We start from the raw sequence: 14,874 nt of genomic DNA, 5'->3' as shown, positions 1-14,874 counted from the left end.
ATGAAAATTAAATCTGCAATGCTTCGTGCAGCGCTGGTTTGTGTTGCAAAAGACGATCCGCGTTATTACTTAAACGGTATCCACATTACGTCAAAATATATCGAGGCAACCAACGGTCACGTTGCTTTGCGCCTTGAGCACGGTATTAACACTCGTCGAAATATCATTATTCAGTTTATTGGGCGTATCCCAGCTCGCGCAGAAACGACTGAGCTAGCGTTCGGAAAATCACTGCTGGCAACTCACTATGACGCCAATGAGCAACGCGTAGGGTTTACCGCCATAAAGCTACTGGATGGGCGTTTTCCAGATATGGATCGAGTTATACCAACGACGGTAGACCACAGCATTAACCCTGTTGTTCAGGCAGGACTCCTTAGCTACCCAGAGAAGATGTTCGGACGCGAACGGGAGTTTATCCCTATGCAGCTGCTGCCATCAGGCAAAGAAAGCGCAGTGACTATCAAGTTCGATCGGGCAATAAACAGGATGTACGGCAACCCGAAATTTGTCGTCATGCCCTGCCGTGACAATGCCTTTGACGTGGTTAGGGGGCCACAGGGATGAAATTTGAATACCAAGACCACGGCAGCGTCGCAACGTTAACCATTACCAGTACAGTTTTCGAATTCAGAAGACATAACCGCGTCGTTGATGCCGCTCTACTCAGCGCTTATGTCACTGCTAGGCGAAGTGGCTTCTTCTTTCTCACAACGGTTATCAGCGGGAAAACATCAGCAGTCATGCGAGCCTACAAAGTCGCATTGCGGGAGGAAGAACGATGACCGATATCGGAGCCGACGATTACGGCATGGTAGACATCGACGACCCGCTAGTTAGAAGCGCATTGATTGTTGATGACGGTTGCGATTGGACTAATCGCATAGTTTGGAGAATGAACGCCCGTCGCCGAATGAGGAACGGTATTTATCAACCGCCACCAGAAACACCGAAAGTGTCGGAGGTGTCATTTAAGCCGATTAAGGCGCCGAAGAAAAAGCGGCAGAGAAAGGCCAAGGCGGCGGAATAAACCATAGGGGCGTCCGTATCACAGGCCGCCCAGCCCCACAAGACTTACAGCGTAGTTGTCCAGCGAGAGGACGAGAAAAAATGAAATCACCACTGATAGAAGCGATTGAAGAATTGGGTCCAAGCGACGTAGCTACGCTGGCCGGATACCTCGACCGAAGCGAAGGCATGATAAACGCCAGCTTAACTCATGCTCTGAAACGTGGCGTTATTGTCAGGGATGGCGATAAATACCGCCTAAGCGACGATATGAGCACGTCGGCGCCAGTCAGTACCCCAATCTTAAATGAAGAGAAAAAACGAGAGGTTGCGCCAGTTACGCAAGTCAGCGCCCCGATAAAAACCGATACCGCGCCGGCGAAGAAAACCATCGTTGAGCCACCAGCACCAGGACAAACTGACCGCTGTCGAATCGCGCTTGCAGAGGCTAGCCATGAGTTGAATTCTGCTGAGTTGGCAGAACGCGCCGGTGTGTCGAGGAAGAATATTTACGGCCTACTGTCTACGGATGTAAAAGCAGGAAAGCTCAGCATGAGGAAAATAGACGGTGTGAATTACTACGGTATGACCACCACACAAAAACCTCTATCAACAACCCCTGCGCTGGTTGACGAAATTGCGTCAACTGAATTACCAAAAAGCTCGGATTTGTCAACCAGCACTCCGGCCAGCGCTGAACCCGCACCAGTAAAGGAAATCGACACCAAAAGTACCGTTATTCAGGCCGCTATCAACCTGCCACCAGCAGGCGATGAAATGCAAACAATAACGCTACCCACCGTCGCTTACGTTGAACGTCAGTTAAAGCAGCTACACGCGGAGTTCAAACGACTGAAAGACTTAAAGGACGTTCTGGTGCGGTTGGAAAAAGTAAAAGGCTGTATAGAAAATCAAGAGGAGGCGAATCATGGCCAACGATAACGATTTCATGACCAAAGAACAGGTGTTTGCACGGATCGGCAAAAAAGAGACGGCGCTATGGCGACTGAGAAAATACTGCGGCTTTCCTGAGCCAGTATTGACCCACCCGGCAAGGTTCAGCCGCACAGCTGTAGAAAAATGGATAGCGGAAGGCGGAGTTAACCGAGCTGCTTAACGTGCCAAAAAATTTTATCAGCGTACAGCTCGTATGCCTTTTTTTGGTCGTCCAGCCAATCATGTTTATTGTAGACCGCCATTACGCCCCCTAATTCGTGCCCCAGCATCTTTTCGGTGACATGGGGCATGATACCCTCGCTTGATAGATTCGTGACAAGAGAGCGCCGGAAATCGTGCGTACGCCACTCGGGAATGTCGATCGTTACCCTTAGCTTTCTCATGTACAGATTTGCCGAGGATAAGTCGATCGGTTTGTCTAGTTCCTGACCAGGAAATAAAATCTGATTTCCTGAATTTAGAAGCCGTTCAATATAGGGCAGCACCTGTTCGAAGATCGGGCGTCGGATAACGTTACCCATCTTTGAGTGAACCGCCGGCGTCGTCCATATCAGATCTTTCATATTGAACTCTTCAGCAGTCGAAAGGCGTAGCTCTGAAAGTCTGGCCCCCCAAAGTAGCAGCAATTGGTGAAGCACTCGGTTCGACGAAGTTAACCGGGATCTATCCAAGGCGATCCATATTCTTGCCAGTTCACTGTAGGTTAGAACCCTATGCCCAACGTCCGGCTTTTTACCAATATTTTTTACGCTGAGCTTGGTTAGCTCACATGTTGGGATTAGCTGACGACTTATACACCAATTGATAACGGATCGAAGTTGCAGCAAAAGCACCCTCGCTTTTTTCCCATTCCTCTTTTCCTGCTTATCAAAAAACTGCACCCAGAGGGAGATGGGGATATTGGTCACTGGCATATCTTCAAACTCTGTGTACATGGTGTTGTACACAACAGATCGGTATAGCGTTTGAGTATTTGGCTTCAGTCCAGTGACATACTTATCCCACCACTGATCAAGGCATTCTTTTAATGTCAACTCACCGCTGTTACGCGCAAAATAATTTTTAGGGCTAATACCCTTCATGTACAATGCCCGCATTTCTCCGACAATCACTCGTGCGTCCTTTAAAGTGATAGCAGGATAGCGGCCAACGGTTAAGCGTACAGGTTTACTATTCCAGCGATATCGGAATTGAAACGTGATTGTACCAACAGGGGATACACGGGCGCTTAGCCCATCGCCGTCGGTTAACTCAGGCTGACCGCTGTATGGTTTGCCGTGAATGCTTCGCAGTTTCGTATCGCTAAGGGCCATGTTTTATATCCTGTACACATCGCATGACCGCATTTTGTACTCAAACTGTACGCAATGGCAAGTGAAGGAAGCAATATCAAACAAGAATAAAGGCGAAGAATTGAGAATGAAACGAAAGGTTATGCTTGATGGGACGGGAAGAAACGCGGTAATATAGAAAAGAAGCAGAAAACACCGAACACACTCAAAAAGAAGTCCCCGTAGTTAAATGGATATAACGAGCCCCTCCTAAGGGCTAGTTACAGGTTCGATTCCTGTCGGGGACGCCATCTATTTTCCTCTAGCTCTCACACTATTAAACCAGATTTCTAAAAAAGAGAAGGCGATTGCTTCAATAGCCAATTCTTATCTGTTTAGGTCTTTAACGTCTTCAAATTTCGTTAGTTATAGGCAACAAACGCAAGCACGAGAAATACAGCGGCATAGCTATGTCGATGTAAAAAACGCAAACGATTGAAAGAATGATGGGGTTGAAAAAAGGGATTTAGATAGAAAGAAAAGGTGGCGCACCCGAGAGGATTCGAACCTCTGACCGCTCGGTTCGTAGCCGAGTACTCTATCCAGCTGAGCTACGGGTGCATCCGATAAATCTACCGATTAACCCTCACGCTGAGGACAACGGCGCTAAGCATTATGCATTTGATTAACTTACGCTGCATGACGCTTAGAAATAAAGTGGCGCATCCGAGAGGATTCGAACCTCTGACCGCTCGGTTCGTAGCCGAGTACTCTATCCAGCTGAGCTACGGATGCACATTGAATAACTGAAGTGAGCGTTACGACTACGTTCACTGGCGTATCGCATTATAGCGATACCTTACTAAGATGGCGCACCCGAGAGGATTCGAACCTCTGACCGCTCGGTTCGTAGCCGAGTACTCTATCCAGCTGAGCTACGGGTGCAGTTCGTAAATGGCGGTGAAGGAGGGATTCGAACCCTCGATGCAGCTTTTGACCACATACTCCCTTAGCAGGGGAGCGCCTTCAGCCTCTCGGCCACTTCACCATATCTACTATCAGCAAAACCTCAAGCAGCGTTAGCGCTTATCAGTTCTGCGTGGCGCACATATTACTTTCCCGGCCCTATAAGTCAAATACTTTTTCGCGCATCCCGTCCGTTTGAGCACTAAGCAAACAACCCGAACACTTTGCCAGCAAAAAAACAAATGACAAAAGTAAAAACGCCCGTTTCGGCGCGCCTGAGCGTGAGAAAATAAAATTAAAAAATGACTATAGGAAAGGCATTAACGCACCCGCCAGACCGCGCCGGGTGCGTCAATTGCTTAAAAAGTCGACTGCTGAGACTTTTCAGCCTGAATTCGCTGGTAAATTTCTTCACGATGAACAGAAACTTCTTTTGGCGCGTTAACGCCGATACGAACCTGATTACCTTTAACGCCTAAAACCGTTACGGTAACTTCGTCACCAATCATAAGCGTTTCACCAACTCGGCGAGTTAGAATAAGCATTCGTTACTCCTTGACAGATTAAACAAACCATTGCTTCTCTTGTGCATCCAGCCCATTATCCATGATATAGCCTAAGAACGTAAGCTGCGGTATTTAATAAATATTAAATATCGCCGAGACCTATGCTCATTCTATACATACCCCAGATAAGAACAGGTATATGCCTAAGTTTAGCTAATTATATTAAGTTTATACTACACGACGTGCTAAAAAATACTGGAGAAAGGTACACTTTCGCGCCAAGCGCCGCCAAACGGCGCTTGGACAAAAGCGACAATCTTTCAGTTACAGTTTTGCAGCCACCCAACCTTCAACCGAGGCCAGGGCCGCGGGTAAAGCATTACAATCGGTGCCGCCGGCCTGCGCCATATCCGGACGGCCTCCTCCCTTACCTCCCACCATCTGGGCTACGGGAGCAATCAGCTCTCCGGCCTTCAGGCGATCGACCAGGTCCTTGGTTACACCGGCAATCAAGCTAACCTTATCGTCATGGACAGTCGCCAAAACGATAACGCCCGACCCCATCTGATTCTTGATGTCGTCAACCATGGTTCTCAGCATTTTCGGCTCTACGCCGCTAAGCTGACTAACCAGGAGCTTGACGCCCTTAACTTCAACGGCCTTGCTGACCAGAGATAAACTTTCCTGAGCAGCCTGCTGCTCTTTAAGCTGCTGTAGCTCTTTCTCAACCGATTTAGCATGCTCAATCAGCCCCTTAATCTTCTCGATCAGGTTGCTGCTATCGCCCTTAACCAGTGAGGAAACTTCGCTTAAAACGTCGCTTTGCTGATGCATAGCGCGAATTGCGTTGTCTCCCGTGACGGCCTCTATACGGCGCACGCCGGCGGCAATGCCGGACTCAGAGGTAATGTGGAACAGGCCGATATCGCCGGTAGCAGCAGTGTGAGTACCACCACAAAGCTCCGTAGAGAAATCGCCCATAGAGAGAACGCGGACCTTGTCATCATACTTTTCGCCGAACAGGGCCATCGCCCCTTTGGCTTTAGCCGCTTCCAGATCCATCTCCTGAGTCTCGACGGGAAGATTGCGACGAATTTGCTGGTTCACCAGATCTTCAACCGCACGGATTTGTTCCGGCTTCATCGCTTCAGTATGCGAGAAATCGAAGCGCAGGTAGCTATCGTTCACCAAAGATCCCTTCTGCGCGACGTGAGCGCCAAGCACTTGGCGAAGCGCCGCGTGCAGCAGGTGAGTAGCCGAATGGTTCAAACGGATACGGTTGCGGCGAGCTCCGTCAACAACGGCGTCTACGCTGTCGCCTACTTTCAGCTCGCCCTGCGTCAACTGCCCGATATGGCCAATCGCCTGTCCGTATTTTTGCGTATCCTGAACGTCAAAGCTTGCCGTCAGCGCGCGCAGTTGGCCCACATCGCCAACCTGGCCGCCTGACTCGCCGTAAAATGGCGTGTTGTCCAAAATCACTACGCCGTTTTCACCGGACTGAAGCTTCTGTACCTCGTTGCCGTTCACGAACAGCGCCGTTACGCGAGAAGACTGCTCCAGACGCTCGTATCCGCTAAAGCCGGTCTCCTGCTCAACGCGGATAAGCTTGCTGTAGTCAACGCTAAAGCCGCTCGATTCGCGGGCCCGACGGCGCTGCTCTTCCATCGCTTTCTCGAAGCCTTCTTCATCAACCTTGATGTTGCGCTCGCGGCACACGTCGGCGGTTAAGTCTAGCGGGAAGCCGTAGGTATCATAGAGGCGGAATGCCGTCTCGCCAGAAAGCGTGTCGCCCTCAACCTGCGCCAACGCATCGTCTAACAGAGCCAGACCGCGCTCCAGAGTGCGGGCAAACTGTTCTTCTTCCGTTTTCAGCACCTGCTCTACCGCCGACTGCTGTTGCTTCAATTCGTCGGCGGCGCTGCCCATTACGCCAATCAGAGGCGCAACCAGCTTATAGAAGAACGTCTCCGTTGCGCCCAGCATGTGCCCATGACGTACGGCGCGGCGGATAATGCGGCGCAGCACGTAGCCGCGGCCTTCATTTGACGGCATAACGCCGTCGGAGATAAGAAACGCACAGGAACGAATGTGGTCGGCAATAACGCGCAGAGACTTACTGCTCAGATCCGTTGCTTTCGTCACCTTGGCCGCTTCGGCAATCAGCGTGCGGAACAGATCGATATCGTAGTTGGAGTTCACGTGCTGCAACACGGCGGAAATGCGCTCCAGCCCCATTCCGGTATCGACGGAAGGTTTGGGCAGCGGCAACATCGTACCGTCAGGCTGACGGTTGAACTGCATAAAGACGATGTTCCAGATTTCAATGTAGCGGTCGCCGTCTTCTTCCGGCGATCCCGGAGGGCCGCCCCAGATGTGGTCGCCGTGGTCATAGAAAATTTCGGTACACGGGCCGCACGGGCCGGTATCGCCCATTTGCCAGAAGTTGTCGGAAGCGTAAGGCGCGCCCTTGTTGTCGCCGATGCGGATAATTCTTTCTTTCGGCACCCCAACTTCGCTGGCCCAGATGTCATAGGCTTCGTCATCGCTCTCGTATACCGTGACCCAAAGCCTGTCTTTTGGCAGGTTAAACCACTCGGCGCTGGTCAAAAGCTCCCAGGCAAAGCGGATGGCGTCATGCTTAAAGTAGTCACCGAAGCTAAAGTTGCCCAGCATCTCGAAAAAGGTGTGGTGGCGAGCGGTATAGCCTACGTTTTCCAGATCGTTATGTTTGCCGCCGGCGCGCACGCAGCGTTGCGAAGTCGTCGCTCGCGTATAAGCGCGCTTATCCAATCCCAGAAATACGTCTTTAAACTGGTTCATGCCCGCATTGGTAAATAGCAATGTCGGATCGTTATGGGGAACTAAAGAACTGCTGGCAACAACCTGATGCCCTTTACTATTAAAGAAATCGAGAAACGCTTGACGGATCTCAGCGGTGCTCTTGCTCATATAAATTCCAATATCTGGCTATCGATAGAATGAAGGCGGTACGTAACTGAATATTGAGTTGGAAAAAACGACCGGCTTACGCTTTAAAAAAGTAGGCATAAGATAAAATTTCTTGAGAGGGAAGTAAATCAGCAGAGGCGTTAATATTCAGAATCACTGAAAACGGCGCGGATCTCATCCTGACGAAATCCCCGTTGAGCAAGATGGCGCTGCAGCTTGGCCTTTTCTTTCCAGTCCGTCGGCATAGCTCGCCCCGCCTTTTTTGCGGCGACGTCTCTGGCTATTTCAAACCAGTCTATATCACAGGAAGCCAATGCGGCCGAGGCTTCCTCCTGTGAAATGCCCTTCTGCTGCATTTCAAACTGAATACGCTGGGGGCCGTATCCTTTCCTGCTTCGGCTTTCAACAAACTTTTGCGCATAGCCTGTGTCGTTAAGCCAGCCGTGCTGGCGACAGTATTCGATGACGCTATTGACGTCGTCGGCGGAGACCGGTTCCTGTTCCTCCCGTCCCCGAAAAGAAGAATGCGCCGTAAGAAGCTTACGGCGCATCTCAGCCTCACTGTAATCCCGCTGGGATAATATCCGCATAGCGCGGGATAACAGTGAGTTCATGAACGGCTAATTCCGATTAAGGTCGGCAAACCGACATTAAAACTCTTCGCCTTCCGGCATTTCTGAATCCTCGTCTTCCGATGCAGAAATAACGGGATTGTTTGTCAAAAGCAGCTCACGTAGGCGTTTTTCCAGTTCGGAAGAAATTGCAGGGTTTTCCTGCAGGAACTTCATTGAATTAGCCTTACCCTGACCAATCTTGTCGCCATTATAGGAATACCAGGCGCCTGATTTATCGACCAGCTTGTGCTTCACGCCCAGATCGATAAGCTCGCTCTCTTTTGAAATTCCCGCACCGTAAAGGATCTGGAAGTCAGCCTGACGGAACGGCGCAGAAATTTTGTTTTTCACTACCTTCACGCGAGTTTCGTTACCAACAACCTCTTCACCGTCCTTGATTGCGCCAACGCGGCGAATGTCCAGGCGAACGGAAGAATAGAACTTCAGCGCGTTACCGCCGGTCGTCGTTTCGGGGTTACCGAACATGACGCCGATCTTCATACGAATTTGGTTGATAAAGATAACCAGACACTTGGCGTTCTTGATGTTGCCGGTCAGCTTACGCAGCGCCTGGGACATCAGCCGAGCCTGCAAACCTACGTGCGAATCGCCCATCTCGCCTTCAATCTCGGCCTTCGGCGTCAGCGCCGCTACGGAGTCGATGATGATGACGTCAACCGCGCCGGAGCGAACCAGAGCGTCGCAAATTTCCAGCGCCTGCTCACCGGTATCCGGCTGAGAAATCAGCAGATCGTCAACCTGAACGCCCAGCTTGGCGGCATAGACAGGATCGAGCGCGTGTTCGGCATCGATGAACGCACAGGTTTTTCCCTCTTTCTGCGCCTGAGCGATAACGGACAGGGTCAGCGTGGTTTTACCGGAAGATTCCGGCCCGAAGATTTCAACAACCCGGCCCATAGGCAGGCCGCCAATGCCGAGCGCAATGTCCAGACTCAGGGAGCCGGTTGAAATGGACTCGACGTCAAGCGCCTGAGTATCCCCCAAACGCATGATTGAACCTTTACCAAACTGCTTCTCGATTTGCCCTAAGGCAGCGGCAAGTGCTCTTTGCTTATTGTCATCCATTATACGGCTCCACGATTTTCAAACAGGGTCATAAATTTATAAGGCGCCTTTGCGCCGTTGATGAAATCATTATACTGTATAGTCATACAGTATCAAGACAATTTAAAGAAATTTTTCCAGCACCACGGTCAGCGCGTGCCGCGCCGCCTGCTGGCGAACGCAGTGACGATCGCCGTCAAACCGGTGAACTTCACTCAAAACAAGCCCGTCTTTGCTTGCCCAGCCAAACCAAACTGTACCCACCGGTTTCTGCACCGTTCCGCCATCCGGCCCGGCAATGCCGCTGATGGAAAGCGCCACCTCGGCCTGAGCCGCCTTCAGCGCGCCTTTCGCCATTTCAATCACCGTTTGTGCACTGACGGCGCCGTGGTTTTCCAGCGTAGTCGCGCTTACCTCTAGCAGCTCTTGCTTAGCCTGATTGCTGTAGGTGACAAAACCGCGTTCAAAGTAGGCCGAGCTGCCGGCGATTTCCGTCAGATAGGCGGCGACCAACCCTCCAGTGCAGGACTCCGCGCAGGTTATCGACCATCCTCTAGCCTTCAGCCTCTCCCCTACGGTTTTACTCAACTGGCAGATTTGCTCGTCCACGGGCCGCATCCTCACGTTTACTTTACGGTATCGCCAAAATTCTGCCGCTAAACATAAAAAAGAAGCGCGCCGAAATCAAACGACTTTCTAAGGGAATGGGGAATATGTTCCAGATTCAGCCCCAGCGCCTTCTTTTATCAATAAGTTCACTCTTGGCCCAATTCCATCTTAATTTGGCCATCAGGCCACTCATTCCGTTGAGTGCGCTCGCTTTACACTGTCTTTATGTGTCGTAACGCTTAATAACAACAGGAGTCCTACAATGAACCTCACCCAAATACGCAACGCCACCATAAGGCTGGAATACGGCGGCAAACGCTTTCTTATCGACCCGATGCTGGCGGATAAAGGCGCTTATCCTGGCTTTACCGGTACGCTTAACGCTCATCTGCGCAATCCGCTCGTTGCGCTTCCAATGCCGATAGCGCAAATCGTTGACGTCGATGCCATTATCGTTACCCATACTCATCCCGACCACTGGGACGAAGCGGCGGCGCAGGCGCTGCCGAAAGACAAACCGATCTTCACCCAAAATGAAGGAGATGCGGAGATCGTTCAGGCTGCGGGATTTCGCCATGTGGAGGTGTTATCGAACCGTGCCGAATATGAAGGCGTTACGTTGGTCAAAACTTCCGGGCAGCATGGAAGCAATGAAGCCTATGCCAATGCGGATATGGTGAAACGCCTGGGCGACGTTTGCGGGGTCGTCTTTAAGCACCCTCAGGAAAAAACGCTGTACGTCGCTGGCGATACCGTTTGGAATCAACACGTCGCTAACGCGCTATCAGAACACGCTCCTCAGGCTGTCGTTCTGAACGCCGGATTTGCGCAGGTCGACCGCTTTGGCGCGATTATTATGGGAGCAGAGGACGTTTTTCGCGTTCATCAAGCGTCGCCAAACGCCACGCTGATTGCAACGCATATGGAAGCTATCAATCACTGCGCGCTTTCCAGAACCGAGCTGCGCCAATTTGCCCTTAAAAAAGGCTTTAGCCACCGCCTGCTTATTCCTGAAGACGGCGGATCCTGTACACTGTAGGCTGCTTACGCTTATTTTCGGGAGCCCGTATGTCCGTGCCGTCCGTTGCCGTCGTCGCTACCGACGGCTTTAGCCCTTTTCACTTTTCCGTGCCTTGTACTATTTTTGGCAGCGTCCTGCCCAACCAAAAGTTGTACAACCTTCTCATTTGCGCTCAGGCTCCCGGACCGGTTCGCTCCACGATGGGACTTACGCTGACGGCGGAACACGGGCTTGAGGCATTGGAAAAAGCCGATACGATCGTCATTCCCTTTTGGCCTCACCCGGAAGAAAAGCCAGCTCAGGCGCTACTCGATGCGCTGATTAAGGCGCGCGACCGAGGGACCTCGATTGTCGGGCTATGCCTGGGCACCTACGTTCTCGCCTATGCGGGCCTGTTGGCCCACCGACGCGCCTCGACCCATTGGGAATATGAGCAGGATTTTTGCCAGCGTTTTCCCGATGTACGGCTGGACACCAATGCGCTCTACGTCAACGACGATGGGCTAATCACTTCGGCGGGAACGGCCGCCGGACTTGACTGCTGCCTCTATATCGTCCGAGAACGCTATGGAAGCGCTATCGCCAACCGTATCGCCAGACGAATGGTCGTCCCTCCCCACAGGGAAGGCGGACAGGCTCAGTTTATCGATCGCCCGCTTCCGCTCTCAACCAAAGACGTGCGCATCAATACCTTACTGGCGTTCTTGAGAAAGAATCTGCAGCAGCCCCACAGTCTCGATGCCTTGGCCAAGCGCGTTATGATGAGCCGCAGAACGTTTACCCGCCAGTTTAATCAGGCGACCGGCATGTCAGTAGGCGAATGGCTGGAGACGGAACGCCTTCAGCGCGCTCAGGAGCTGCTGGAATCGGCCAATCAGTCAATAGAAAGCGTCGCTCAGGCCGTTGGCTTTCAGTCGCCGATATCGTTTCGACAGCGTTTTAAGGCGCGCTATCGCATAAGCCCCAGCGACTGGCGTCGCGCCTTTCGGGGAAAAGCGCTTTAGCCTGCGCGCCTGATTCACAAAATGCGGGCCATCTCATATCAAGCGACATACCGATGGTTAGAAACGCCTTCCACTTTTACCACTCGCTTTTTCTTCGCCGCACTTTTTAATTTATTGCCACGTTTCCTTGTTTTATCATAACCTTCTTTGCCATTTAGCCATTATCCGGCCGTCGCCGCTTGCCACGGCCTCGCGTATGGCCTACGGTATCGTCCATATATTTATACTGCGTTTATCGCAACCGCCGGGAGCCGAATAGATCGCCTCGCGCCAACCGCTGAATTCAAGGGATTAACAAGACTACCTCTATGAATGAGAAGACAAATTTAGACGCCCATACCCCCATGATGCAGCAGTACCTTAAACTAAAGGCACAGCATCCCCAGATCCTGCTGTTTTACCGCATGGGCGACTTTTATGAACTGTTTTACGACGACGCCAAGCGGGCGTCCCAGCTGCTGGACATTTCACTGACCAAGCGCGGCGCCTCCGCCGGAGAGCCAATCCCCATGGCGGGCGTTCCTCACCATGCGGTGGAAAACTATTTAGCGAAGCTGGTTCAACTGGGCGAATCCGTAGCGATATGCGAACAAATCGGCGATCCGGCCACCAGCAAAGGCCCAGTGGAGCGTAAAGTCGTTCGTATCGTAACGCCGGGCACGGTCAGCGACGAGGCCCTGCTTCAAGAAAGGCAGGATAACCTGCTGGCGGCCGTTTGGCAGGAAGGAGCCCGTTTTGGTTATGCAACGTTGGACATCAGCTCCGGCCGCTTTCAGGTCGCGGAACCGGCTGATAAAGAAACCATGGCGGCAGAGCTGCAGCGAACGAATCCCGCGGAGCTGCTCTATCCGGAAAACCTGGAAGCAATGGATCTTATCGAGAACCGTCGCGGCCTTCGCAGAAGGCCGATGTGGGAATTTGAAATCGATACCGCCCGCCAGCAGCTTAACCTGCAGTTTGGCACAAAGGATCTCAACGGATTCGGCGTTGAAAAATCGGCCCATGCCCTGCGCGCCGCGGGCTGCCTGCTGCAGTATGTAAAGGATACCCAGAGAACCGCGCTGCCCCATATTCGCAGCCTGACGCTGGAACGCCAGCAGGACGGCATCATTCTCGATGCCGCAACGCGTCGCAATCTTGAGCTGACGCAGAACCTGTCCGGAGGGAGCGAAAATACGCTGGCGGCCATTCTCGATCGTACGGTAACGCCGATGGGCAGCCGGATGCTCAAGCGCTGGATCCATGCGCCAACCCGAAATCATGCCGTATTGCGAAACCGCCAAACCGCGATTGCGGAACTACAGGGCGTTTACACCGATATTCAGCCGTACCTTCGCAGCATCGGCGACTTGGAACGCATTCTGGCCCGCCTGGCCCTTCGCACCGCGCGCCCTCGCGATCTCGCCCGCATGCGTAACGCTTTCCAGCAACTGCCCGACATTCACGCCCTGCTTGCACCGCTGGCAAGCCAGGCAGTGCTGTCGCTTAAGCAGCAAATAGGTGAGTTTGACGAACTTAAGGACCTGCTGGAGCGAGCCATTATTGAGTCTCCGCCGGTGCTTATTCGCGACGGCGGCGTCATCGCTCCCGGTTACAATGCAGAGCTTGATGAATGGCGCGCTTTGGCGGACGGTGCGACCGATTATCTCGACAGGCTGGAGGTTCGCGAGCGAGAAAAGCTCGGCCTCGATACCCTCAAGGTCGGCTTTAACGCGGTTCACGGCTATTACATTCAGGTCAGCCGCGGCCAAAGCCACCTGGTGCCGATAAACTACGTCCGCAGGCAAACGCTCAAAAACGCCGAGCGCTACATTATTCCCGAGCTGAAAGAGTATGAGGACAAGGTTCTTACCTCAAAAGGGAAGTCGCTGGCGCTGGAAAAAGGCCTGTACGACGAGCTGTTCGACCTTCTGTTGCCTCATCTTGAGACGCTGCAGCAAAGCGCCGCGGCGCTGGCCGAGTTGGACGTGCTCAGCAGCCTGGCAGAGCGGGCCTACGCGCTGAACTACGTTTGTCCGACGCTTTCAGACCGGCCGGGGATCCAAATCGCCGCCGGTCGTCACCCGGTAGTGGAGCAGGTTATCAGCGAGCCCTTCATCGCCAACCCGCTGCAGCTCTCCCCTCAGCGCAGGATGCTTATCGTGACCGGCCCCAACATGGGCGGTAAAAGCACCTACATGCGCCAGGCGGCGCTTATCGTGCTGATGGCGCACATCGGCAGCTTCGTGCCGGCGGAAAGCGCGACCATAGGCCCGGTAGACCGCATCTTCACCCGCATCGGCGCGGCGGACGACCTAGCGTCGGGCCGCTCAACCTTCATGGTGGAAATGACGGAAACGGCCAATATTTTACATAACGCCACTGAGCAAAGCCTTATCCTGATGGACGAAATCGGCCGCGGCACCTCAACCTACGACGGCCTGTCGCTGGCATGGAGCTGTGCGGAAAGTCTGGCAAATAAAATTAAGGCCATGACGCTGTTCGCCACCCACTACTTTGAGTTGACGACCCTGCCCGAACGTATGGAAGGCGTGGAAAACGTTCATTTGGATGCCGTTGAGCACGGGGACACCATCGCCTTTATGCACTGCGTTCAGCCCGGCGCGGCCAGCAAAAGCTACGGCCTGGCGGTGGCGGCGCTGGCCGGCGTGCCGCGCGACGTCATCAAGCGGGCGCGCCAAAAGCTTAAGGAGCTGGAGAGCCTGTCCGCCAGCGCGGCCAACGGCTCGACCGAAGGCGCTCAAATGGCGCTGCTGACGGTCGAAGAGGAAGCGCCGCCGGTCGTGGAAGCGCTGGAAGCGCTCGACCCCGACGCGCTTTCGCCCAAGCTGGCGCTGGAGTGGATCTATCGCCTGAAGGGGATGCTGTAGCGCAAGCGGTAATGCAGTAAATACAGAAAAG

At 52.9% G+C, this 14,874-nt stretch carries 14 protein-coding genes and 5 tRNA genes; 9 read left to right on the top strand and 10 right to left on the bottom strand.

Translation table 11 applies throughout. The features are described 5' to 3' along the window. From V8L73_RS05950 to V8L73_RS05930, 5 genes are all read left to right on the top strand, one after another. Window positions 1-567 (top strand): hypothetical protein, encoded by a 567-nt coding sequence (locus tag V8L73_RS05950; protein WP_347254352.1) that lies wholly within the window; start codon window positions 1-3, stop codon window positions 565-567. After that, complete coding sequence (locus tag V8L73_RS05945; RefSeq protein WP_347254351.1) at window positions 564-785, top strand: hypothetical protein; 222 nt, start codon at window positions 564-566, stop codon at window positions 783-785. Before V8L73_RS05950 ends, V8L73_RS05945 begins: the two co-directional genes overlap by 4 nt. Further along, window positions 782-1,030: a hypothetical protein gene (locus V8L73_RS05940; protein ID WP_347254350.1), complete on the top strand. Its 249-nt coding sequence runs from the start codon at window positions 782-784 to the stop codon at window positions 1,028-1,030. Before V8L73_RS05945 ends, V8L73_RS05940 begins: the two co-directional genes overlap by 4 nt. Window positions 1,031-1,110: 80 nt before the next feature. Then, window positions 1,111-1,950, top strand: coding sequence for a hypothetical protein (locus V8L73_RS05935; protein ID WP_347254349.1), 840 nt, complete (start codon window positions 1,111-1,113; stop codon window positions 1,948-1,950). After that, window positions 1,937-2,125, top strand: coding sequence for a hypothetical protein (locus tag V8L73_RS05930; RefSeq protein ID WP_347254348.1), 189 nt, complete (start codon window positions 1,937-1,939; stop codon window positions 2,123-2,125). Before V8L73_RS05935 ends, V8L73_RS05930 begins: the two co-directional genes overlap by 14 nt. Here the strand turns inward: V8L73_RS05930 and V8L73_RS05925 are convergent. Beyond that, entirely contained in the window at window positions 2,109-3,278 is a 1,170-nt protein-coding gene (locus V8L73_RS05925; protein WP_347254347.1) for a tyrosine-type recombinase/integrase, read from the bottom strand. The two genes, V8L73_RS05930 and V8L73_RS05925, sit on opposite strands and share 17 nt — an antisense overlap. Before the next feature lie 194 nt (window positions 3,279-3,472). Here V8L73_RS05925 and V8L73_RS05920 point away from each other — a divergent pair. Beyond that, window positions 3,473-3,547: transfer RNA gene (locus tag V8L73_RS05920), tRNA-Arg, on the top strand. A 233-nt stretch (window positions 3,548-3,780) separates the two neighbouring features. Here V8L73_RS05920 and V8L73_RS05915 read toward each other — a convergent pair. From V8L73_RS05915 to pncC, 9 genes are all read right to left on the bottom strand, one after another. Further along, window positions 3,781-3,857: transfer RNA gene (locus V8L73_RS05915), tRNA-Arg, on the bottom strand. A gap of 97 nt (window positions 3,858-3,954) precedes the next feature. After that, window positions 3,955-4,031: transfer RNA gene (locus V8L73_RS05910), tRNA-Arg, on the bottom strand. 73 nt (window positions 4,032-4,104) lie between these two features. Then, window positions 4,105-4,181: transfer RNA gene (locus tag V8L73_RS05905), tRNA-Arg, on the bottom strand. A gap of 10 nt (window positions 4,182-4,191) precedes the next feature. Further along, a tRNA-Ser gene (locus V8L73_RS05900) sits at window positions 4,192-4,284 on the bottom strand. A gap of 277 nt (window positions 4,285-4,561) precedes the next feature. Beyond that, the gene (gene csrA, locus V8L73_RS05895; RefSeq protein ID WP_027275176.1) at window positions 4,562-4,747 is read right to left on the bottom strand and encodes a carbon storage regulator CsrA; all 186 of its coding nucleotides are present in this window, start codon (window positions 4,745-4,747) and stop codon (window positions 4,562-4,564) included. Between the two features lie 285 nt (window positions 4,748-5,032). After that, entirely contained in the window at window positions 5,033-7,660 is a 2,628-nt protein-coding gene (gene alaS, locus V8L73_RS05890; protein WP_347254346.1) for an alanine--tRNA ligase, read from the bottom strand. A 140-nt stretch (window positions 7,661-7,800) separates the two neighbouring features. After that, window positions 7,801-8,274 (bottom strand): regulatory protein RecX, encoded by a 474-nt coding sequence (locus V8L73_RS05885; RefSeq protein ID WP_347254345.1) that lies wholly within the window; start codon window positions 8,272-8,274, stop codon window positions 7,801-7,803. Between the two features lie 36 nt (window positions 8,275-8,310). Beyond that, the gene (gene recA, locus V8L73_RS05880; RefSeq protein ID WP_027275173.1) at window positions 8,311-9,360 is read right to left on the bottom strand and encodes a recombinase RecA; all 1,050 of its coding nucleotides are present in this window, start codon (window positions 9,358-9,360) and stop codon (window positions 8,311-8,313) included. A 102-nt stretch (window positions 9,361-9,462) separates the two neighbouring features. Continuing rightward, window positions 9,463-9,948 (bottom strand): nicotinamide-nucleotide amidase, encoded by a 486-nt coding sequence (gene pncC, locus V8L73_RS05875; RefSeq protein ID WP_422655613.1) that lies wholly within the window; start codon window positions 9,946-9,948, stop codon window positions 9,463-9,465. A gap of 262 nt (window positions 9,949-10,210) precedes the next feature. Between pncC and V8L73_RS05870 the strand changes: the two genes are divergently transcribed. The 3 genes from V8L73_RS05870 to mutS all read left to right on the top strand — a co-directional run bounded on the left by V8L73_RS05870 (window position 10,211) and on the right by mutS (window position 14,843). After that, on the top strand, window positions 10,211-10,987 hold the full coding sequence (locus tag V8L73_RS05870) for an MBL fold metallo-hydrolase (RefSeq protein WP_347254343.1): 777 nt from the start codon (window positions 10,211-10,213) through the stop codon (window positions 10,985-10,987). 29 nt (window positions 10,988-11,016) lie between these two features. After that, the gene (locus V8L73_RS05865; RefSeq protein ID WP_261831454.1) at window positions 11,017-11,973 is read left to right on the top strand and encodes a GlxA family transcriptional regulator; all 957 of its coding nucleotides are present in this window, start codon (window positions 11,017-11,019) and stop codon (window positions 11,971-11,973) included. A gap of 308 nt (window positions 11,974-12,281) precedes the next feature. After that, window positions 12,282-14,843, top strand: a complete 2,562-nt coding sequence (gene mutS / locus V8L73_RS05860) for a DNA mismatch repair protein MutS (protein WP_347254342.1) — start codon at window positions 12,282-12,284, stop codon at window positions 14,841-14,843. Window positions 14,844-14,874 lie beyond the last annotated feature (31 nt).

The sequence above is a fragment of the Leminorella grimontii genome (assembly GCF_039789245.1).
GTDB classification, from domain to species: Bacteria; Pseudomonadota; Gammaproteobacteria; order Enterobacterales; family Enterobacteriaceae; genus Leminorella; species Leminorella grimontii.
The sequence above is the reverse complement of the archived record's forward strand: the minus strand, read 5'-3'. Positions and strand labels throughout refer to the sequence as shown.

Coding starts and splice junctions, on each gene's coding strand:
- V8L73_RS05950 (WP_347254352.1), top strand. CDS start 1: ATGAAAATTAAATCTGCAATGCTTCGTGCAGCGCTGGTTTGTGTTGCA.
- V8L73_RS05945 (WP_347254351.1), top strand. CDS start 564: ATGAAATTTGAATACCAAGACCACGGCAGCGTCGCAACGTTAACCATT.
- V8L73_RS05940 (WP_347254350.1), top strand. CDS start 782: ATGACCGATATCGGAGCCGACGATTACGGCATGGTAGACATCGACGAC.
- V8L73_RS05935 (WP_347254349.1), top strand. CDS start 1,111: ATGAAATCACCACTGATAGAAGCGATTGAAGAATTGGGTCCAAGCGAC.
- V8L73_RS05930 (WP_347254348.1), top strand. CDS start 1,937: ATGGCCAACGATAACGATTTCATGACCAAAGAACAGGTGTTTGCACGG.
- V8L73_RS05925 (WP_347254347.1), bottom strand. CDS start 3,278: ATGGCCCTTAGCGATACGAAACTGCGAAGCATTCACGGCAAACCATAC.
- csrA (WP_027275176.1), bottom strand. CDS start 4,747: ATGCTTATTCTAACTCGCCGAGTTGGTGAAACGCTTATGATTGGTGAC.
- alaS (WP_347254346.1), bottom strand. CDS start 7,660: ATGAGCAAGAGCACCGCTGAGATCCGTCAAGCGTTTCTCGATTTCTTT.
- V8L73_RS05885 (WP_347254345.1), bottom strand. CDS start 8,274: ATGAACTCACTGTTATCCCGCGCTATGCGGATATTATCCCAGCGGGAT.
- recA (WP_027275173.1), bottom strand. CDS start 9,360: ATGGATGACAATAAGCAAAGAGCACTTGCCGCTGCCTTAGGGCAAATC.
- V8L73_RS05870 (WP_347254343.1), top strand. CDS start 10,211: ATGAACCTCACCCAAATACGCAACGCCACCATAAGGCTGGAATACGGC.
- V8L73_RS05865 (WP_261831454.1), top strand. CDS start 11,017: ATGTCCGTGCCGTCCGTTGCCGTCGTCGCTACCGACGGCTTTAGCCCT.
- mutS (WP_347254342.1), top strand. CDS start 12,282: ATGAATGAGAAGACAAATTTAGACGCCCATACCCCCATGATGCAGCAG.